16 protein-coding genes, 1 tRNA gene and 1 pseudogene are annotated in these 21,823 nt (G+C 48.5%); 11 read left to right on the plus strand and 7 right to left on the minus strand.

What is annotated here, in order from left to right:
- Positions 1-377 precede the first annotated feature (377 nt).
- Entirely contained in the window at positions 378-1,706 is a 1,329-nt protein-coding gene (locus RMO52_RS22595; RefSeq protein WP_310418829.1) for a septal ring lytic transglycosylase RlpA family protein, read from the minus strand.
- Between the two features lie 529 nt (positions 1,707-2,235).
- A pseudogene (locus tag RMO52_RS22600) lies at positions 2,236-2,556 on the minus strand (septal ring lytic transglycosylase RlpA family protein); the annotation flags it as partial.
- Between the two features lie 686 nt (positions 2,557-3,242).
- On the opposite strand from RMO52_RS22600, the gene purM reads away from it, so the two are divergent.
- Positions 3,243-4,271: a phosphoribosylformylglycinamidine cyclo-ligase gene (purM, locus tag RMO52_RS22605; RefSeq protein ID WP_310418832.1), complete on the plus strand. Its 1,029-nt coding sequence runs from the start codon at positions 3,243-3,245 to the stop codon at positions 4,269-4,271.
- A gap of 174 nt (positions 4,272-4,445) precedes the next feature.
- Here the strand turns inward: purM and RMO52_RS22610 are convergent, their stop codons facing one another.
- On the minus strand, positions 4,446-5,066 hold the full coding sequence (locus RMO52_RS22610; protein ID WP_310418834.1) for a hypothetical protein: 621 nt from the start codon (positions 5,064-5,066) through the stop codon (positions 4,446-4,448).
- 143 nt (positions 5,067-5,209) lie between these two features.
- A complete protein-coding gene (locus tag RMO52_RS22615) occupies positions 5,210-6,400 on the minus strand; it encodes a DUF58 domain-containing protein (RefSeq protein ID WP_310418837.1) in 1,191 nt (396 codons plus the stop codon).
- Between the two features lie 264 nt (positions 6,401-6,664).
- Here RMO52_RS22615 and RMO52_RS22620 point away from each other — a divergent pair, with 264 nt between their 5' ends.
- The 9 genes from RMO52_RS22620 (at position 6,665) to RMO52_RS22660 (ending at position 17,358) form a co-directional block, all read left to right on the plus strand.
- Positions 6,665-8,293 carry a glycosyltransferase family 39 protein gene (locus RMO52_RS22620; RefSeq protein WP_310418840.1) on the plus strand — a complete coding sequence of 543 codons (1,629 nt, stop codon included), beginning with the start codon at positions 6,665-6,667 and terminating at the stop codon, positions 8,291-8,293.
- Between the two features lie 102 nt (positions 8,294-8,395).
- Positions 8,396-9,247 (plus strand): alpha/beta fold hydrolase, encoded by an 852-nt coding sequence (locus RMO52_RS22625; RefSeq protein WP_310418843.1) that lies wholly within the window; start codon positions 8,396-8,398, stop codon positions 9,245-9,247.
- A 696-nt stretch (positions 9,248-9,943) separates the two neighbouring features.
- Positions 9,944-11,029 (plus strand): aliphatic amidase, encoded by a 1,086-nt coding sequence (locus RMO52_RS22630; RefSeq protein ID WP_310418846.1) that lies wholly within the window; start codon positions 9,944-9,946, stop codon positions 11,027-11,029.
- A 330-nt stretch (positions 11,030-11,359) separates the two neighbouring features.
- A complete protein-coding gene (locus tag RMO52_RS22635; protein WP_310418849.1) occupies positions 11,360-12,919 on the plus strand; it encodes a tubulin-like doman-containing protein in 1,560 nt (519 codons plus the stop codon).
- A gap of 179 nt (positions 12,920-13,098) precedes the next feature.
- Positions 13,099-13,425, plus strand: a complete 327-nt coding sequence (locus RMO52_RS22640; RefSeq protein WP_310418852.1) for a hypothetical protein — start codon at positions 13,099-13,101, stop codon at positions 13,423-13,425.
- 181 nt (positions 13,426-13,606) lie between these two features.
- Positions 13,607-15,283 carry a hypothetical protein gene (locus RMO52_RS22645; RefSeq protein ID WP_310418855.1) on the plus strand — a complete coding sequence of 559 codons (1,677 nt, stop codon included), beginning with the start codon at positions 13,607-13,609 and terminating at the stop codon, positions 15,281-15,283.
- A 337-nt stretch (positions 15,284-15,620) separates the two neighbouring features.
- Positions 15,621-16,628: a GTP-binding protein gene (locus RMO52_RS22650; protein ID WP_310418858.1), complete on the plus strand. Its 1,008-nt coding sequence runs from the start codon at positions 15,621-15,623 to the stop codon at positions 16,626-16,628.
- A gap of 39 nt (positions 16,629-16,667) precedes the next feature.
- Positions 16,668-16,970: a tetratricopeptide repeat protein gene (locus tag RMO52_RS22655; protein ID WP_310418861.1), complete on the plus strand. Its 303-nt coding sequence runs from the start codon at positions 16,668-16,670 to the stop codon at positions 16,968-16,970.
- Positions 16,971-16,974: 4 nt separating this feature from the next.
- Complete coding sequence (locus tag RMO52_RS22660; protein WP_310418864.1) at positions 16,975-17,358, plus strand: DUF1636 domain-containing protein; 384 nt, start codon at positions 16,975-16,977, stop codon at positions 17,356-17,358.
- A 162-nt stretch (positions 17,359-17,520) separates the two neighbouring features.
- Here the strand turns inward: RMO52_RS22660 and aqpZ are convergent, their stop codons facing one another.
- The 3 genes from aqpZ to RMO52_RS22675 form a co-directional block, all read right to left on the minus strand.
- Positions 17,521-18,315 (minus strand): aquaporin Z, encoded by a 795-nt coding sequence (gene aqpZ, locus RMO52_RS22665; protein ID WP_396135087.1) that lies wholly within the window; start codon positions 18,313-18,315, stop codon positions 17,521-17,523.
- 393 nt (positions 18,316-18,708) lie between these two features.
- Entirely contained in the window at positions 18,709-19,530 is an 822-nt protein-coding gene (locus RMO52_RS22670) for an HAD family hydrolase (protein WP_310418869.1), read from the minus strand.
- 92 nt (positions 19,531-19,622) lie between these two features.
- Positions 19,623-19,694: transfer RNA gene (locus tag RMO52_RS22675), tRNA-Gln, on the minus strand.
- Between the two features lie 709 nt (positions 19,695-20,403).
- Between RMO52_RS22675 and RMO52_RS22680 the strand changes: the two genes are divergently transcribed.
- Positions 20,404-21,486 (plus strand): glycosyltransferase family 4 protein, encoded by a 1,083-nt coding sequence (locus tag RMO52_RS22680; protein WP_309739101.1) that lies wholly within the window; start codon positions 20,404-20,406, stop codon positions 21,484-21,486.
- Positions 21,487-21,823: the final 337 nt, after the last annotated feature.

Genomic DNA, 21,823 nt, shown 5'->3' on the forward strand with positions numbered 1-21,823 from the left:
GCCACGCTGGGAGGTTCCCTCCCGTTTGTGTGCTGAACTCGACGCGCGCTTTGGAGGTTCCCTCCAAGTTAAGCGCGTCAAGACAAGAGAGGGAACCTCCCGGCTGCGAGCCGCTGTCTTGTCTTGATTCGCTAAACCCTCTCCTTCGGAGACGCTGCGCGAACGGGAAACCCTACGTATCGCGAATCGCTGACCCAAACACATGGGTCGGGAACCTCCGCGTGATTTGGGTCGCTGTCTTGAAAAGGTGCTTTACTTGGGGAAACCCCAAGAACGCACTTTTCGCTAAACCGTCGGGGAACAAAGGCGTGCGCGCATCCGCTTTCCCCCTTTAATAAGTCTTACTTATCACCATAACTGCTGGAGAGCCTGGAGAACTAGCCTTGAGGATCTAAAATATCCATGCGGACATCGCCGACACCATGACTTTTGAGACCGATGATTTCTGCTGCACCCGCTGAAAGATCGACAATTCGGCGACTGCGGAAAGGGCCGCGATCGTTAATTCTGACGACGACGGCTTTGCCTGTTTTGAGATTAGTCACTCTGACCATTGTGCCAAAAGGTAAGGTACGATGCGCCGCAGTCATAGCATTTGGATTAAATCGCTCGCCGCTGGCAGTGCGGTTGCCACTTTCGGCACCATACCAGGAAGCTTGTCCGGTTTGGGTCGAGACAATTTTGTCTAGTACGGGGGTAGTAGCCGCTGGCTCAATTTTAGAAATTGCGGGAGTTGTAGCTGGTGCCTGAGTCGGAATAGTTGCCTGTTTTGGACGTTCGACGGGAATGGCAATACTCGGTTCGGGCGCAACGATATCATCCCCAACTTGAGCGATGGCTGTGGCGACGATTTGGGTTGGTCGATCTTCTTCAGAGATAAATACTGGCGAACCTGATTCAAAGATCGGAATTTCCGCTCGATCTTGAGGGTATTTAACTAGTGGTGCGACTTTGGGTACTAAGGTTGGCTGGGTGCGTTCTGGAGTGGGAGTCGCGATCGCGGGAATATTTGCTGTAGCTGTTTTGAGAGTACGATCGGATGATGCACCTGAATTTTCACCGAAGGGAGTGACGGTCATCTCCGCTTGCGCTGTCGCTGAGTTGATAATTGTCGGTGGGATGAGCGCCTTGGTTAATTTGGCATTGTCGCTGCGCGATACATAGATTGGTGCGCTTGCAGCTTGAGCGGTAATTTTCGCGGTTGGAGTTGCGGGTGCTAGCTGTGGTAGTGGTGCCACTGCTCCTACGGTACCAGGTGGTAAAGTGCGATCGGGAAAAATCGATCCTGATTCGAGCTGATTGGGAAATGTGGCAATCGGGGCAGTTGCTCTACGATTGGGGCTAAAACTTGCGCTAGTGCTGGCAACAGGAACGACTAGGGATGGTAAGTAGGCTGGCTTGGTGGAGAGAAAAGTGCCTAACTTGGCGATTTTAAGTTTTTTGGTGGCAGTTGGCTGGTAATTCCTCGCGACTGGTAAGACGATCGGCAGGCTGCTGACTTGAGGTACCAGTTGGATGACTGGTAGGATGGGAGTAACTTGGCTGGCGATTGGGGCTACAGGCAAAACTGTAGCTGAGGACGTTGGCAGCAAATCATTTCGACTATTTATGGCTGGAGATGTTACTTCAGCTCGAACATGAGAAATCGGTGCTATGAACGTACTGAGGAATAATGCAGTCAGACAATTCCAACGCTGTTGATTCATAATTCTTCGGGGGAAAAACAATATTGAGTCGAGTAGGAATAGTTGGCAACTGAAGCCGAACATCGCTGCTCCCCAAGCTGTGTCTACCCAGACGACAGTGGAGGATGAATCGATCTACACTACTCCAACTAGAAGTGCTGTGGTTAGATGTTTGCTGGGCAACGCGATCGAACTGACTTTACCTGGCTGTTGCCGTTGGTAAATTTTGCTTGAGGGCAACTACCAAATCTAACCACTTACTACAACATTAGTTTACCCCTAGAGTTGCACTCACTTGCCATAACAACAAAATTAAAATTGATGTCGTGGCGAGTGGCGCTCATTTCAATTACGCTTTCACGCTCTACAGCAATGCGTTCGAGTCAGGCTCGATCTCGACACCGATTGCGTAGTTCACCAGTGAGTCAACTGCGAGTAACTGAGAAGGTGCTTGGAAAGTCCTATTGGCTCCGCTCGTAGATCTAAATTCCCCTGCCTTGTCTTGACGCACTAGACTTTTCAAACATCCTCTGAGACTTCGCTAAACTCCTTAGCGATTACGACGACCTTGACGACGACCTTCACCACCACCGAGGATGTCCATCCGCACGGTACCTACACCAGAGCTGGTCAGACCGATCGCCCGAGCGGCACCAACGGAAAGGTCAATGACTCGATTGCCAACAAAAGGGCCGCGATCGTTGATGCGAACGACAACCGATCGACCAGTACGAGGACTAGTTACGCGGACTCTCGTACCGAAGGGGAGCGTTTTGTGAGCGGCGGTCATGCCACCGGGATTATATCTCTCACCATTAGCAGTTAATGGGCCGCCTTCGCCTGGTTGGTTGCCGTAAAAGGAAGCTTGACCCATAGATTGGGCGATGAGTTTTGTGGATGTAACTGAAGCATTGAGTTGAATGGAATTGACTGATGGTGTAGCTGATGCTGCTGTGGATACAGTCAGTGTTGCTACGAGAGCAGTTAATCCAGTCAAAGTTTGGTAATTCATATTGCCTATTGTGAAACGTAATTTTTCTTTGAGATTTAGATTGGTTCGCCCGCTGTGTTTGGAGCTAATTTACCAGCTAATAACTCATACCTTGTTCCGTATTCACCTCGGTGTGAGGAACGATGGGTCTACCATAACACGAAGTTTTTTTCAATTTCACTGCTCAAAGTCATTGACAAAGTGACTTTTGTATGCACAAAAAATATGTCGATTCACTCCAAAAACCCCAAGCGATCCCCACCCAAACCAGCTTTGAGTCGTGCGATCCCCACGATTTTTCAATCAGGAAAAATGATATGTTACATTTTTTCATATACATTATTCAAATGTTTTTTCGGAAACGATCGGGTTGACGGGCTATTGAGATCGACGATTTTTTATTAAAAATTTGTGAAATCGCGATCGATCTCGAACGAATTCACAAAAAAAAGCCCAAATCTGGAGATCTAATCAACTGAATCCAGACCGATCGCCGCATCCAGAAGGTTTGCGGTGTGCAGAGCGATCGCGGTAAAATGCCTGTGCCGATCGTGTACGAGTGAGCTATGGATTATCAACAAGCAGGTGTCGATGTTGTGGCGGGAAGAGCGTTTGTTGAAAACATCAAAAGTCTCGTTTTGGGTACCCATCGTCCGGGCGTTTTAGGCGGTTTTGGTGGCTTTAGTGGCTGGTTTGAATTGCCAGCCGGGTATCGTCAGCCAGTGCTGGTATCGGGTACGGATGGAGTCTGTACTAAGCTCAAAATCGCTCAAGAATTAGACGATCATGGGAGCATCGGCATCGATCTGGTGGCAATGTGCGTGAATGATATTCTCACCTGTGGCGCTGAGCCGCTATATTTTCTCGACTATTTAGCCACTGGTAAACTCAACTCGACCCAACTAACTCAGGTAGTCGTCGGGATTGCTGACGGCTGTCGGCAAGCTGGTTGTGCGCTCTTAGGTGGTGAAACTGCGGAGATGCCGGGATTTTATCAAGCGGGTGAGTACGATCTGGCGGGTTTTGCCGTGGGAATTGCGGAAAAAAGCAAGCTGATAGATGGTACGCAAATCCAAGTCGGCGACGTGGCGATCGGGTTAGCTAGCAGTGGTATTCATAGTAATGGCTATAGTCTGGTGCGGAAAATCATCAGCGCTGGCGGCTATCGCTGGGAGGATACGCCCAGTCGCCTGGAAGGCAAAAATCTCGGTCAGGTGTACCTCACCCCCACTCAAATCTATGTGAAGCCGATTTTAGCGGCGATCGAGCAGCAATTACCAATACATGGAATGGCACATATTACAGGCGGGGGCTTACCGGAAAATTTACCACGCTGTCTGAGTGCCGATCGTTCGATCGAGATCGATCTCCACAGTTGGCAGATTCCCCCCGCGTTTCAATGGCTGGCGGAAGCGGGGAATGTAGCACCTGTGGATATGTTTAATACTTTTAACATGGGGATTGGCTATGTGGTAATCGTGCCAGCTTCAGCGGCGAATGACTCGATCGCGTTTTTTAAGTCGCAACAAATCGCCGCTTATCAAATTGGGAAGGTAGTTGCAGGCGATCGATCTTTGATTGGGATGCCTACCTAACGTGATGGGATCGGATCTGTAATGCAATGGCTTCTGGCTTCGTTCCCGCACCGCCGCCGATTAAAATCGGGGCTAGCAATACAAAGTCCGCCTACGCGGACTCTGCAACATGAGCCACGATTTCAATCGGCGGCGGGACACGAACGCAGCACAGATCTCTAACCCGAACTGACATTAATTATCTCCTAAATCCATCGAGTCACTTATTAGATTGACTCCCAGCCAGTCGCTCAATTCAATTGCCAGCCATTTAATCTCGCGCTCGGTGAGATCTTGTCCGGTGCTGAGGATTCTGACGGGATCGATCTGGCGTAATTCCAGCATCAGACTGACTTTGGGGGTTTTTAGATCGACATGCTGATATTTATCGACGATAATTTGACTGATTTCGCGGGTTTTGAGGTGCTTGGGACGACCGCGATCGAGACTATATAGATGTTGCGATAAAGTTAGTTGTTGACGATCGATCGAGATCGATGTTCGGGATAAAAATTTATCTGCAAGATCGAATGATAAGTGTAATCCAGTTTTCAGTAAGAACAATGTCCCTGGTAGTACAAACATCAGAGCCACTCCCATACCAAACTTGGGGCCTATCTCTACAGTTGGACTATTCATTTGAATGAGCATGTAAATTGTCAAAACGCTCAGCCCCAAAACGAGCAAATCTACACCACCAGCTAATCCGAGTTGATGATTGGCAATGCGATCGGGTCGGAATCGAGCCGGAATCGTCAATTGCAATCGATCGGCTGTACTGGTAAGTTGAATTTTACTCCCTGAAGGTTGGCGCATGATTTAAAGCAGTGGGTGGTGAATTAATTGAGAATTGAGAATTGAGAATTGATAATTGCGGATCGATTCTCCGGAAGAGCAGCGGAGCCAACGCGCGAAGAGTGGAGGAGCATGTGTTGCACTAAGCAAACCACTGCGTGGTGTTAATTCAAGTCGTGGGTTTGAATTTTCAGCGGTACGGGGGTAGTGTAGGGTGCGGCTGACTGGCTGGCATCGCTGGTACCGAGCTGTTGTTGTAAGGAGCGATCGCGATCGATCGCGATTCCGGACAAGCCGGATGGATAGCTAAATCGCTCGTCAGTCCATAAGATCCAGCGACTTCCAGGCAATAGCGTCGTGAGTTGCTGGGGTTGGCTGGTGAGGTAAATGCTCGGAATGGTGGGTAGTTCGGCGGAGAGTGGTTCGGCTCTCTGGACGGCGGCGAGGGTTTCGAGTACCTGACGCTCGCCAGAAATTAGTCCCGTTCCTGCCGTCCACAGTCGGACATCGAGCCGCTGGTGGGCATAAAAATACAGGGTACAAGCCGCAATTACCGCTTGCTCGAAGTCGGCGGCATCCCAATCAGCACCACTATCGAGGACGATGACCACTTCTCGTCCGCCGCGATCGATTTCCAATTCGCGCACTTGAAATTCGTCGTGACGGGCGCTAGTCCGCCAGTGGATCGATCGCATCGGATCGCCGTACCGATACGGACGCAGCGATCTGGTAATCCCCTCGGTAGCGGCATCGAGCTGGCGATTGGCACGCTCGGTTTGGCGTTCTTGACTCCCTGCACCGTCGATGAGGGGACATTTATCTAAGTCGAGCGCTTGGGGATAGACATAGGCAATCGCGGGTACCTGACGCGATCGCTCCGACCAAAATAAGCCAATTGGTGCCCCACTGCGGAGGGCGACTGGCGACCACTGATACACCCCGCGCTGCTCTGTAGGCTGGCGGTAGACCCAGCGATGTTCGGTTTGGGGTAAAACTTGCGCTACGGTGGTTTGGGGCGGATGCGATCGATTCCAGGGATTGAGATCGCGGACTTGAAATAAGGTTTGGACTCGGCTGGTGGGGTTGCTAATATTCAGTGCGATCTCTAGCTCGGCACCAGCGGTAACTGGTAAAATTGGTTCGCGACTGACACTCAGAGCGCGAATCGATCGAGCGGGCAAAACGGCACCCACGCCGAGCAATGCCACTCCTACGCCACTGATGACGTACAGCCAGCCAGCCATCGTATTAGTTGCCGCCCCAAAAAAGCAAATTGTCAGGATTGCCAACAACCCGCCACCAAAGGCGGGAGTTGCCCAATTAGTTTCCAGCCATTTAGTCGCACGATTGAGCATGAGAATTTAGATTCCGCGATCGAGATCGACCATTAATATTAGTTAGAGTACCCAGCAATAGTCGATCGATTTGGGCGAAGCTCACTTTTTTTATGGGTGTCGATCTTTTCGCTCCCCAATCCTGCCCAGCAAAACCTGCCCAAACACGGTAAGATTTTCATCTATGCACTCTAGGTATGATGAGATTTTCGGTACTTTGTCTATGCCAAGTGCCAACACTGCCGCTACGATCGACTCTTAACTTGTCAATTATGCTAGGTATTCATGACGATCCGACTTTATGACGGTGTTCCGGCTTACTATCATCGAGCCGCCATCATTATTCTCCTGGCTGGCTTCTTAGTGAGATTAGTTATTTCAATTTTGTTTCATCCTGGATTTGATGAAGCGTATTACTATCTCTACACTCTGCATCCCGACTGGAGTTATTTCGATCACCCGCCGCTAGTTGCCCTGACGACGGGTTTCGGAATTTGGTTGACGGGAGGACAAGTATCGCAGTTTACGATTCGGATCGGAACATTACTGCTCTATACGGGTTCGTTAATTTTTCTATACCTAGCCGCGCTGCGATTATATACGCTCCAAATTGCGATTAATACCCTCGCGATCGCTTCAGCAATTCCCATTTTTCAGATTGCCTTTGGCATCCTCAATACTCCGGATGCGCCGCTATTATTTTTCTGGGCACTTTCGTTATGGTTGGCAACTCAAGAATTTTTTGATTGTCGGGTTTATCAACCCAGCTTCCGGCTGACATTAATCTGTCTGACTGTCGGTTTGGCTTGTATGGGTAAATATCATGGGTTTATATTAGGATTGGGTTTAGTGGGCTTTTGTTTATGTCATGAGAGTTACCGTCGCGCGTTTAGCTCGAAGTGGTTCTGGATGGGGATACCGATTTTTTTATTGACAATTTCACCACTTTTAATTTGGAATATCAGTCATAATTGGATCTCGTTTCAGTTTCAGTCCCAACGTGCCGTTCCAAGTGGCGGTTATCAGCTCGAACGGTTAGTTATCGCCCTCTTCGTCGAGATGCTATATCTATTTCCTACTTTTGGATTTCCCTTATTGTGGGCGATAACTCGAATGACGATTCAACAAATTAGAAACTTTGACTGGCGAAGATTTTCTAGCGATCGGAGCTTTGGTAATGAGTGGGATTTAGACAAAAGGGGCTTGATTTTATGGCTGTCATTACCGTTAATTTTAGGATTTACGCTGATGTCTGGCTATCAACAAATTCTACCTGGGTGGAAGATGCCTGGATACTGGACGGCGACAATTTTGCTTGCCGAAAGGGTGGTGATTAGTCGGCGTTATGCTAATGCGCGAATACCCTATCGCTGGTTCTTTTGCTCAGTTGCTGTAATTTTGCTATTACTATCGATCGCTTTATCTCATGTGGCTTTTGGCACATTTCAAACTCCCGGTGCGACAATTTATGGCTTGATGCCCATTAAGAGCGATCCTTCAACTCAACTTTTTGACGTTCGACAACTCCGGCAAGGATTTATCGACAATCCTAAATTAAATATCGCCTTAAAAAAAGCAGATTTTGTCTTCACTAATCGCTACTATAGTGGCGGACAAATTGCGATGGCGATCGAGCCAGTCTTTCATAAACCACTAACTTGCTTTGATGCCGATCTTCGCGGTTTTGCATTTTGGTCGTCACCAAAACAGTGGCTGGGAAAAAATGCTATTTATCTAGGTAGTAAAACCTTTGATGTCGATTTGGATGCCAATAAACGGTATCCTAGCTATTTCAAGACTCTTACTAAATTAGGCGAAATTCCAATCCGTCGCGGTGGTGAAATAGTCGAAATATTTAGCGTCTATCAAGCTCAGAAATTATTGAAACCGTTTCCCCGTCCCTATGGGAATTAGGTGTGGGGGACTGGGGGACTGGGAGATGGGGGGACTTTACCTTTTACCTTTTACCTAACTTCACCACATCTGTCGCCCTAATTCAACAAATTGGTATCATCTATGTCGGCTCATCCTTCAGTTATACTGCCACCAGACCGCTATGTCGCGGTAAATGGCATCAATACGCGTTATTGGCAGATGGGGAGCAGTGGTAGTAAGCTGATCTTGCTCCACGGTGGCAATGGCTCGATCGAGTTTTGGCTGTACAATATCGCCGAATTAGCTCAACACCACCAAGTTTACGCGTTTGATATGGTTGGTTCGGGCAAGTCTGACTTTCCAGATGGCACTTATTCACTGACGGAGCAAGCCGAATTTTTAGCGGGTTTCATGACAGCACTAGGCATCGATACTGCTACTCTCATCGGTAACTCAATGGGTGGTGGTGTCTCTCTAGAGTTTACACGATTGTATCCCGATCGAGTCGAGCGGTTAGTATTAGTCGATAGTATGGGCTTGGGCAAAGAAATTAGTCTGGGGATTCGCTTGATTACGTTACCTGCGATCGTTAGTTTGTTGCGTCCGGGGCGGTGGATGATTCCCGCCATGTTGAGATCTAATTTCTACAATAGTCGGCAATTACCCCCAGAATGGATCGAATTTCGCTATCCAATCTTTGCCATCCCCGGTCGAAATTCAGTAATTTTACGACTGGGAAAAAGTAATTTTACGTTAGCTGGTGTGCGATCGGAAGTTTATCAACCGATTCTCGACAGTTTAGCACAAATTACCCAAAAGACATTAATTATCTGGGGCGAAAACGATCGGATTATACCCGTCAAACATGCTTATGTTGCCGCCGCAGGTTTGCCAAACCATCAATTAGCGATCTTTCCTAATTGTGGACATCACCCATACCTAGAATACCGCGATAACTTCAATCGATTAGTGTTGAATTTCTTAGCAGCCTAGCATTATTTAAAACCTCTCGATCGTCAACCACTTGTGACCCTACGGTTTGCGAAAAGTGCGTTCTTGGGGTTTCCCCAAGTCAAGCACCTTTTCAAGACAGCGGATGCGCTCGTCACAGAGGTGTATCCTGCCAAACCGATCGCAACCTTGCAGCGACTGAAATCACGCGGAGGTTCCCTAGCGATGGCTTTCAGTCAGCGGCTCGCAGCCGGGAGGCTTCCTGTCTTGTCTCGTCTGGCTAAACCGTCGGCACCGACAAGCGCTTTGAAGAAGGTGTATCCTGCCAAGTTAAGCGCGTCAAGACAGCGAAAAATACTGGTGAAGCTTCCCCGATCGACGTCGCGATCTGAGTGGTTCTGGTGATTTAAGGCTAGGCTTATTATTTTCAAAAAATATAAATACTGGAGCTAATAACAAAATACTCAAGATAATAAGAATCGGGTAACTGGTGATACAATTTTGATTTTTCTAATGTCTTAGTCTAAATAAATGAGCTTGAGAACCTCGCTCGACCCCAAGCAACGCAGTACGAGTATTACTAAGCTTAGTCTTGAAAAAATAACAAAACTAGTTAGCAATTAGCAAGAATTAGGATCGTCGATAATTTGCGGTCATCTAGAACGATCGGTTAGTTCTATAGACCACTTCAGCCGCCAGATATCGAATAAAATAAACTTAATCAGTGGAGAAATTAGCATGTCTTATCATGGCGATATATCTTCGAGTGCCGACTCAGTCGGAGTTGCAGTTGTCAATTACAAGATGCCCCGGCTGCACACCAAAGCAGAAGTAATTGAAAACTGTGAAAAGATTGCCTCAATGATTGATGGCATGAAAATTGGTTTGCCAGGAATGGATCTGGTGGTATTCCCGGAATATTCTACTCACGGCATCATGTATGATTCCAAAGAAATGATGGAGACAGCCGCAACTGTGCCTGGTGAGGAGACGGCAATCTTTGCCGAAGCTTGCATTCGGAACAAAGTTTGGGGGGTGTTTTCACTTACAGGTGAAAAACATGAAGCTCATCCTCACAAAGTACCTTACAATACGCTGATTTTGATGAACGATCGGGGTGAAATCGTTCAGAAATATCAAAAAATTATGCCGTGGACACCGATCGAAGGTTGGTATCCCGGCAAGTGTACCTATGTCTCCGATGGGCCGAAGGGTTTGAAAATCAGCCTGATTATCTGCGATGACGGTAACTATCCCGAAATCTGGCGAGACTGCGTGATGCGGGGTGCAGAACTCGTCGTGCGGTGTCAGGGCTATATGTATCCTGCCAAAGAGCAACAAATCTTAGTCTCGAAGGCGATGGCGTGGATGAATAATACCTATGTCGCGGTGGCTAATGCCGCCGGGTTCGACGGTGTATATAGCTACTTCGGGCACTCGGCGATCGTCGGGTTTGACGGGCGGACGCTCGGCGAATGCGGTGAGGAAGAGAACGGCATTCAATACGCCGCGCTCTCGAAATTTGCGATCCGCGATTTCCGCAAAAACGCTCAATCACAGAACCACCTGTACAAGCTCTTGCATCGCGGCTACACCGGGACGCTCAACTCTGGTGATGGTGCCGATGGGATGGCGGAATGTCCGTTTGAATTTTACCGCGATTGGGTCGCCGATCCCAATAAGGTCAAGGAGAAAGTCGAGGCAATGACGCGATCGACTCCTGGCACGGTTGAATGTCCGATCGAGGGGATTCCCAATCAGAAGGTTGCTACGCTGCCAGTGGTGGTGGCACCCGAAACTGAAAAAGTGTCGGTCACAGCTTAACTCCAGACTCTTATCGCTAGGCGATCTGAGTTGATGCGGAGATCTGACCCACCCCGCCCTACGGGCACCCCTCCGAGTCTACCGTCTATACACGTCTTTAGTTAGAAGCGAAAACCCTAGAAATCCCCCTAAATCCCCCTTGGAAAGGGGGACTTTCAAAGCCCCCTTTCTAAGGGGGTTGGGGGATTTAGATCTAGAAACGAAGTCAAACAGACTTATGTATATACGGTAGCCTCCAAGGAGGGGATTTTTAGACAGCTTCGATCGGAAGAGATTTTTGGGTAGCTAATGACGACTCTGACAAATTGATAATTTGAGAGAGGATTTATCATGGTCGATCCACAGGAAATGCAGCGCATTAAGAAGCGATTGGAAGCCCTGAAGCGGGGTGGAGTCCATCGCGTCAAAGATCGAGATCCGATGCCTTCCTCTGTGCATATTATTGGCATTGGCAAGGCGGGAGCTGAATTTATCGCCCAAACGATCGAGCAGGCTCCAACCGACTTTTTGAGTGACGATCGCCAGCGATTTACGGCTCTAGCGGTAGATATCGGCGATCGAGACTTAGAGAGCGTTCGGGCGGTGGCAGACAGCTTACCGAGCGATAAGGCGCAGGTACGCACACTCGCGCTAGCGGTGCCCAGCCGCGACGAGCTGTTTGGGTCGCTCAGACGGTATCGGGAATATCTCAAGCTAGAGTATCCCCGTTATTATTGGAATCCCAACTATGAGCCGTGGTTGCCAGATGCTATTACCATCCCCCAGGCTGGCGAACATTTTCCCCGCGCGATCGCCAAAGCGATTTATGGTAAAGCTTACTATGAAGGCGACAGACCGCTCGATCGAGAGTTAGAGCTATTTGTCAACAGTGTCGATGCGACCACCTGTCAATCGATCGTTTGCATCGTCTTCGGTTTGGGTGGCGGTACGGGTAGCGGCATGGTGATGGATTTGGCGCGACATCTCACCAATGTCAAATTTGGGCGACGAGCGTTGGTATTGGGCGTAGGGATTGCTCCATGTGAAGGCGATCGAGCCGAACACAAAGGTGGCAGCATCTTCCCGACGATTAACGAGCTAGATTGTATGCTCGACCAAGAGAAGAATCAGGGCGTGGTTCAGGTTTGGGGCGATCTTTATCGCAATCCCTTCACCGCTGGGTTCCTGATGGTGCCGCAAAAATCGGTCTGGCAGGAAACAGGCAATCTGAGTGCCACCAATCAGCAGGTCGATCGGGAGTTGGCGGCATTCTTGACTCGCGATCGGGGGCTAGATCTTTACGAAACGCTCCGATTGCTCAATTGGGTCGGGGCACCGCCGAGCCAGCACATGGCTGCTCGGAGCCAATATGGGGCACGTTGGGCGCATATATTTGGCTTCACGACTCTAGAGTCGGATAACGAAAATGTGCCCGATCGATTGGGGATTAGAGCGGGAACATTCAATCCCGACTTCTTCGAGATTCGCGCCTCCACACCGCCGACAGCCCAGCTCAGAGCCAAGCTCGATGACTTGGCAACGAAAATGAACGCTGCTTTCGCCCCCATGCTGGAGCCAGAGATCGCTCGATCGTTCATGGAAGGATCGCCAACCGCTAGCACCGAACCTTATGTGCAATTCGTGATTCCCGGTGCTACCAAAACTGCCCTCGATATCTTCTATGAAGCGCGACTGGCATACGACCAGCAAACCTGGGAGGAGAAATTGCTTCAGCATTCCTGGTTGCTAGAACTCGGCGTGATGCTCTCTGAGCCAGCGATTCGGTTTGAAGGGATGGCGGGTGAATGTCTATGGGGCTGCGCTTGTTGGGTGGTCGTTCCCTACAGTGCTATTCGTGGGGAAGACTTGGAGGAAATGAGGTTGAAGTTGGAAGAAGTGGTTAAAGCTTAGATAAGTATCTGTAGGTTGGGTAGAGAGAAGCGAAACCCAACAGCCTTAGCTGCGGCGGAGATCTACCCACCCCGCCCTACGGGCACCCCTCCAGGGAGGGGATTTTTTACCAAACCTTTTTGAGGGAGAGGGAGAAAGAAATTTAGATAAATCAGAGCTTTGTTTATAAAGAGGTAAATATGCCACTAGATTGGGCTGTCGTCAGCCAAAGGTATGGCAACGGAGCCGATGTGCCCACCGTTGCTGGAAATAAGATCCTCCACATCACTGGAGTAGATGAAGAAAAGATCCACATCAAATCACCATTGTGGGTCGCCAGCCTGAGTCGAGCCAACCTTGAAAAAGGCGTAGCACTGATTGAAGAGGGCGTAATCGATCGACAGCCAGGTCAATTTGTCGAAGACTACAAAATCTACGTCGCCGACGAACGCGCCACCTCCGCCGCGCACATTCTCAAAGATCTGGGATTTCTCACCGAAGATCGCGGTTATTATCCCACCTGTTGAAATGAGTGGTTAGTGGATCGTGAATAGTGAATAGTTGGCATCACAACACCCCTATTACCAATCGAAGCATCGAGGGAGTATAAACTGCTTCTCTCTTCTCAAGAGAGTTGGAGTAAATTCTCAGCACTAACAATTCTCCAGATTTAGCTCTTAATCCACACACAAAAAAGGAAGCAAAACAATGTCAAAATCCATGTATCACAGTGCCTCCGGCTCTCAATCGCCTCACTGTATCCACTTCCTCGGCATTGGCAAAACCGGAGCAAATATGCTCGATGCCATGCTTCGCCAGGGCGACCTCGAAGACCAACTCGAAGACCCTCGTGCCCGCTTCACCGCCTTGCTAGTCGATATCGGGGAACAGGACATGTTCCAAGCCAAAGACTACGCTGAAGGCTTCCTCAAGCGGTTAGAGGAGCGAAATATACCACCCGATCGCGCCCAAATCCGGTTCGCATCTCTAGCAGTGCCAACCCGCGACGATTTATTCACATCCCTCCGCCGCTATCGGGAATTTCTCAAGCTCGAATATCCCCGCTACTACTGGAATCCCAACTACGAGCCGTGGTTGCCAGATAACGTCGAGATTCCCAAAGCTGGTGAATACTTCCCCCGCGCCATTTCCAAAGCGATCTACGGCAAAGCCTACTATGATGGCGATCGACCGCTAAATAAAGAACTTGATGATTTCGCCAAAAGCATCGACAACACCAAACTCCCTTCAATGGTGCTGTGCTGTTTCGGCATCGGCGACGGCACGGGTAGCGGCATCGTCGTAGACTTAGCACGTCACCTGTCAAATGTCAAGCTCGGACGACGCATTCCGGTAATTGGTGTTGGTGAAATGCCCTGTAGCGGCGACCCCGAAGCCTTCCGCGATGGTAGCTTGTTCGCCACCATGAACGAGATCGACTGTATGCTCGATGACGATAAGAATGCAGGTGTCACCACAGTTTGGGGCGACTTATATCGCAATCCCTTCACGGGCGGCTTCTTTGCCCTCGCCACCGAGAACTCCTACCAACGCCTGTCCAAGTATACCGATACTGGCGTACCCAGCGAACGCGATCGGATGCGGCTGCAAGTGACTCACAAATTCGTTGCCGATGCCTTCATGCGGATTGCCTTAGATGACTACGGGCGCACCATCTTCAAAGCCCTGCGCTTAGTCGGACAAACGACAGCACCCCACGAAGCGATTAGCACCAAAGCCCGTAACTGGACGCTCTACGACATCGCCAAATTCACTCACCCTGCGGTGCAAGTCTTACCAGGCGAACCATTGAGCAAATGGCGGAGCGTCATCGCTGAGTGGATCGAGCATATTCCAGACTACGCTGGCTTGAAACCAGGCTTTAAGACCGACTATGCCGAGTGTATCATCCACGCACCGCGCGAAATGTGGAATGAAAAGCTCGATGACAAATTCAAATCAGTCGTTTCCACCTTCCTCCTCGATTCCGAAGATTCCGCACTAAATATCACCCACCGCGAATTCTTCGACCATCTGACGGCTTTTGCAGACATTATGCTACCAGGAGTCGCCAAGGTGGACTTCGTAGACTTCTTCAAGAGTCGCGATCTCTACGACACGCTTACTTGGGAGCAAAAACTCCTCCACCACTCTTGGCTGATGGATCTGGGCGTGATGATGTCCGAGCCAGCGATTCGGTTTGAAGGGATGGCGGGTGAATGTCTGTGGGGTTGTGCCTGTTGGATTGTGGTGCCCTACGACCAACTGCGGGGCGATGCACCCGTACCTGTCAACCGTCGGGATATCCTCGCCAATGGGATCGCACCGATGACTGGCACTGTGGTGTCTATTCCGGCTTCTGCTCAAGCAGTTACCGCACTGTAGGACTCGCGACAAGAACGGGCGATCGGCTGTAATTTATGTGGTGGGCAGTGCCCACCCTACATTTTTACATTGCTGTTAGTGCGATTTAGGCGGATCGATCGTCGATTTGGTTGAAGCGGAGATCTACCCACCCCGCCCTTCGGGCACCCCTCCGAGGAGGGGATTTTCTCCACCAGTTTTAGTAAGAAAAGCACCACCTTTATGAAGTCAGAGTGGTTTCATGCAACAGAAGAAAAATTTCTTAGTTCACTTCAGTGAACTTTTGCTATTAGCCCCAAATTCATTTGAGGGCGGTTAACGACTAAGCAGAGTAATCGTCATCACAGGAGTCATAATTATGGTCACGGAAGTAACTCGATCGACAAACACAAATCCAACTGATAAACAACAGCAAAAGATTCCAGTTACTATCATCACTGGGTTTTTAGGTTCGGGAAAAACAACTTTAGTTAATCATATTTTACACGAACAACACGGTCGTAAAATTGCGGTAATTGTTAATGAATTTGGCGAGATTGGTATCGATGGACAAATTACGATCGCAGATGACGACGAACAGATTGTCGAGTTCAATAATGGTTGTTTATGCTGTACGGTGCGCGGCGATTTGGTGCGGACTTTGGAAGAGTTGACTAAACGATCGGATCTAGATGCGGTACTAATCGAAACTACGGGGCTTGCAGATCCGGCTCCAGTGGCTTCGACATTTATCGTCGCCGAAGAGATAAAATCCAAATTTAGCCTTGATGCCTTTGTTACCGTCGTCGATGCGCGGAATTTGCAGCAAAATCTCAAGGATAGCCATGAGGCTCAAGAGCAGATAGCTTTTGCAGATATTATCTTAATCAATAAAACCGATCTCGTTACTCCTGAAGACATCGCCCGCATCCAGCAGCAACTTCGCGAATTAAATCCGATCGCCAAAGTTTACCATACCGAATATAGCTCGATCGATCTATCGCTGATTCTAGATACCAAAGCCTTCGAGTTAGAGGCAAAGTTAGAAATAGATCCATCATTTCTCGAAGACTTAGCGCACGAACACGATGCCTCGATCGGTTCTTTTGCTGTAACTTCCGATCGACCGATCGATCTGAATAAATTCATGTTGTGGATGAACGATTTAGCCCAATCAAAAGGTGAGGATTTATATCGCACCAAGGGCTTGTTTTATGCCCAAGGTTTTCCCGAACGGGTGTTATTTCAAAGCGTGCGAATGCTGACATCCATGCGCCGAGACAGGCTGTGGCAAAAAGACGAACCAAAATTAACGCAACTAGTCGCGATCGGACGCAATCTCGATCGGGAAGAGTTTGTCAAAGGATTTGAAAAGTGTGTAGCTTGAATTAATTGAGAATTGCGGATAGTCTTGAGGGCACAGTTCATGCAAACCAAACTCGAACGCGGTAATGCAGTAGCATTTTTTGATAAAGGGGTAGAACAGTTTCGGGCTGGAGATCTGGCTGGGGCAATTTCCAGTTTCAATCGAGCGTTGCAGTTCGATCCTGACAATGCCGATACCTATGGCTATCGCTGTGTCGCGCGTCATCGGATGGGCGACTTAGCCGGAGCGATCGCCGATTGTCAACATGCTGCCAACTTATACCTAGAGCAGGGAGACGATCGCGAGTACCAGTACGCGATCGAAATCTTCAACAAACTTCAAGATCTCACACCTGCGGCATAGAGTTATGAATCGACATGTTTTGTCTGTTTGTACGAGTTGTGAGAGTGCCCATCGGATGAAGCAGGCGATTCGCAAGAGTGGTGGCGAACGCTTATTAGAGCAATTACAGACACTCGTTCGAGCTGCACCGATCGAGGGACTGTCGATCGAACCCCATGAATGCCTGGGAGCTTGCGATCGAGCCTGTGCGATCGCTTTCAATGCTCCTGGCAAATATATTTACCTATTTGGCGATCTACCTGTAGACGACGAACGATTGGAGTCAACAGCCACGGCGGTAATGACGTTTGCCACTCAGTACCATGCCAAACCCGATGGCACCATCTCCTACATCAAGTGCCCCGAACTCCTCAAAAAAAGGGTTGTCGCTAGGATTCCGCCATTGTGACTCGACGCTAGCACTTGAGAGTCAGACGAAACCCCCCGCCCTCACCCCGCCAGATCCTGGGCTTCTGACTCCCCTCTGCTTGGTGCAATTATAAGGGATAACTGCTGGAGAGCCAGATCGTACATTCATCAATCGGTAATCGATCTAGAGATTTCCGCTAACTTACCGATCTAGAGTTGGTGATTGGCGCAGATCCGCTTCTTCAAAGATCGCATGGTAAAGCAAGCCAGCCGCGATCGCGCCTAAAATTGGTGCCACCCAAAATAGCCACAATTGTCCGATTAAGCCCGTATTTCCAAATATGCCTACAATTATAGCTGGGCCAGTACTTCTAGCTGGATTTACAGATGTATTTGTGATGGGAATACTAATGAGATGAATTAACGCTAGCATCAATCCAATCGCAATTGGAGCAAAACCTTGAGGTGCGCGACGATCTGTAATCCCCAATATTACCATTAAAAACATGAATGTCATCACTACTTCAGTGATAAAACAAGACAACAAGGAATACCGCTGCGGTGAATGAATTTCAAAACCATTAGTTGCCAGTGGGCCACTACCTGAAAGTACATAACCATTAAATTTACCCGATGCAATCAGGTAAATAATCAATGCTGCGACGATCGCGCCACCAACTTGCGCGATAATATACGGTAATAATTCCGATGCGGGAAATCTCTTACCCGCCCACAGTCCAAAAGATACCGCCGGATTGAGATGGCAACCAGAGATATGTCCGATCGCATATGCCATCGTTAATACTGTTAAGCCAAAGGCGAAAGAAACTCCCAAAGTACCAATTCCTAAAGACGCCGTCGCTGCTGCCCCAGCGTTGGATGCACCCTGGGTATTGATGTCAGTATAAGCGGCGGCAAATACGGCACTACCACACCCACCCAGCACCAGCCAGAAGGTGCCCATAAATTCAGCAATACAACGTTTAGTCAATGGGATAGTCATTGTGTTAATTCAAAATTAGATCGACAATTGCTGTCATTGTCGTTGGTACACCTATTTTCGATCCTCACTTCGTAACATATAGTAATGCTTTCAATTGTAGTTTTTGTCTTAGTAATACGAGCATCTCGAATACCAGAGTAACTAAATACTGTAATTTCGATCTACGCCTAGGACATATCCCCGACTTCTCTGAGAAGTCGGGGATATGATACCAAAGTTTAGTAATGTCCTAATTGCCTTGGCGGTTGCTATAAATACTGTAATTTCAATCTACGGAGCGATGTTCACATGTAGCTAAAAATAACAGCACAGAGCGATCGACTCGCTATGTGCTATTAAATACTTATTTGGAGCCTAAGCTGCTAACTTTATAACAACTAATCTTGGTTATGATACTAAATCCACAGCTTCGGTTTTACTAGCTGCTGCTTTCTTAACAGTGACGCCGAGTGTGGCTAGATCTGCTAATGCTAGAGTCTGAATCCGCGACTGTTGAAGTGTCGCTTCGCGCTCGGCAACTGTGTTGTAGCCCCATTCAGCCAAATATAGCTTGACCGATTCGAGTTCTGGCTGAGTGGCAATTTTAGCCAGCGTCGGCAGCCGATCTTCGACAAACCAGACAGTCGGCGATTTTTTGGCACCGCGATCGAGGATCAGCTTGAGGCTGTCTGTTTTACTACGTTTAAGTTCTTTGCCCCAGACAAACTCACTCGCTAGCTCGACGCCCTGTTCGTGCAGCAATTGAGTGACAAACCGACTTTCCTTGGTGGTGATAATTATCGGCTGAATCTTGCGATTGGGAAGATCTTTGAGCATATCCACCACACCTGGATAAAACTGGTGCAGTCCCAGCCAACTCGCGGAATCCTGTTGAATCCAACTATCGCGAACCGAATCTAGCTGCTGACTGACTTTGACACCGCTGAGCCGACTATCTGCCAAGATGCGATCGCGGATCCGCTGCCAAGAACTCTGCATTCTCTCGGTGGAAATGCCTAAACTCAGTGCCCGAATCAATACGGGCATTTCCCAGCCGACTTCGATAAGCGGACGCAATTCTCGAAACTTTTCGGCAACACCTGGCGACGGCTCCAATCGGTCTAACTGCCACACCTGCGTGTAGGTTCGCCATGCCGTCTGCCAATACTCTGCCATTCCATCGCAGATTACCCCATCGAAATCAAGGGCGAGAATTCGCGCAGCATTCATACCTTTGTTTTCCTTTGACTAACGTAACCAAGCTTCAGATCCTTAAAAGAGATTAGACTCCGAATCTGTTTCGACAATAAGGGTGGATTTAACTGGGGTGCAAGGATTCGAACCTCGGAATGTCTGGACCAAAACCAGATGCCTTACCACTTGGCGACACCCCATTGCAATAACACTATTTAATATAGCACAGCTAGCTGGGTAAGTGTCAAGCATTGCTGTGGGAATTTTTTGAGCATGGCGATTATGCTTTGCATACGTTACACGAACGAGTCGCTATCCCAAAGAGGTAAAGCCGCTCATTGGTAATGGCTCGAACATCATCCTTATGGTAGTTACTAGTTGAGTTAAGTTTGTGATTAGGTATAGAAGAGGGTTAGTCTACTTATTTTAGCAAACCGTCAGTAGGGCGATCGTGCGGTATTAAATCAGACATTCTCTCCGTAAAATTGGCACTAGTATCGAGTGGTACAAACATTGTCAATGAATATCAACCAGACCAAATATTTGTCATTTAAGCTACATTGCTTGGCAAATCTCAACGATAGATCCCAACATTAGTGAGAGATTTTTTTCGTCAAATGAATTATAAAGATTTTGTTAAGATAATCGGAATAGTCAAAATCAAGTGTTTAAAATATAGGAATGTTTACAAACAAATGTAAAACTAAATACTCCAGTCAAGCAGGTCAAGACTGTTGACAGGTAACGTTTTCAAAGTATCAACGCAAGCTTATTTAAGATATTTTTCGTGAATTACTAGCGAGCTACAGCTCGTTTTGACTGCTAAAACGGCAATACTTAATCGTGCTAAACCGAGCAGATTTTGTATAGCCGATCGCTAGTGACATCATATGTTCCAGGAGAACTATAATGAAAATTGCTCAAATTGCACCTTTGTGGGAACGAGTCCCCCCGCCAGCATATGGTGGGATAGAATTGGTAGTTGGATTATTAACAGATGAGTTGGTTGCCAGGGGGCATGATGTGACTTTGTTCGCATCGGGAGACTCGATTACATCAGCTAAACTGGAGTCGGTTCATCCCCAAGCATTGCGATTGGATTCAAAAATTAAAGAATGCGGCATTTACGAAATGCTCCAGTTAGCGCAGGTGTACGAACGAGCGGGGGATTTCGATTTGATCCACTCACACATGGGCTGTGCGGCATTGCCTTACAGCAAATTGACCAAAACACCGACCGTTCATACACTGCATGGAATTTTCACTCCAGACAACGAAAAAATGTTCGTTCATGCCAAGGCGCAGCCATTTGTCAGTATTTCTAATGCTCAACGGGAAGAACGACTGGGACTAAATCATGTCGCGACTGTTTACAACAGCATCGATGTCAGTACCCATCATTTTTTCCCCGTTGCTGACGAGCCAGCGTATCTAGCATTTCTCGGCAGGATTTCGGTTGAAAAAGGGCCGCATCATGCGATCGAGATTGCCAAAGCGACGGGCATACCGTTGAAAATGGCGGGGAAAGTCGATCCGGTCGATGTGGAATACTTTGAGGACATCATTAAGCCGCATATCGATGGCGAGTTCATCCAATTCTTGGGTGAAGCCGATCACTTTATGAAAAATGAGTTGATGGGCAGAGCGGTAGCGACGCTATTTCCGATCACCTGGCGCGAACCTTTCGGGCTGGTAACGATCGAATCAATGGCAGCAGGTACGCCAGTAATCGCGATGAATCTCGGCTCGGTGCCTGAAGTGGTCGCCGATGGCGTCAGCGGATTCATCTGCGATACGCTCGATGAGTGCATCGCGGCTGTTGCCAACATCCCGCAGATTTCTAGACTTGCCTGTCGGGAGTACGTCGCTCAGCGATTTGGCATCGAGCAGATGGTTGCAGGCTACGAAGCTGTTTACGAGCAGATTTTAGCTGAAAAATTCGCGAGTAATGGGCATCGCTCCGGTCAGCACCAGGTCGCTGGGATAAGCTGAAGTGTCGCCCGCTAGCAACGAGCGAATAACATCCTCGCTCGTTGCTGCCACCCCAGTCCAGACGATCGCCGAGTCATGCGCGACGAGTAAAGACTCACCCGAGTCTCCAGTAGGTACAACTTGTAAAGTAGGTACTCCAGCCCGAATTCCCATAGTCAATCCCCAAGATTTTCATAGTGAAAATCGCAGTTACATCATAATTAACGTCAGTTTGGGATAGGAGCTGCTAACCCCTTGGAAACCTCTGTGCGATCGTTACCAACCGATCCAGACAAGGTGTCCCGGTCGTTTTAGACATATTGGGATACCGTTCCTTCGATCCAGAACTGACGGTTAC

Source organism: Chamaesiphon sp. OTE_8_metabat_110 (assembly GCF_031382685.1).
In the GTDB taxonomy this organism is placed as follows: domain Bacteria; phylum Cyanobacteriota; class Cyanobacteriia; order Cyanobacteriales; family Chamaesiphonaceae; genus Chamaesiphon.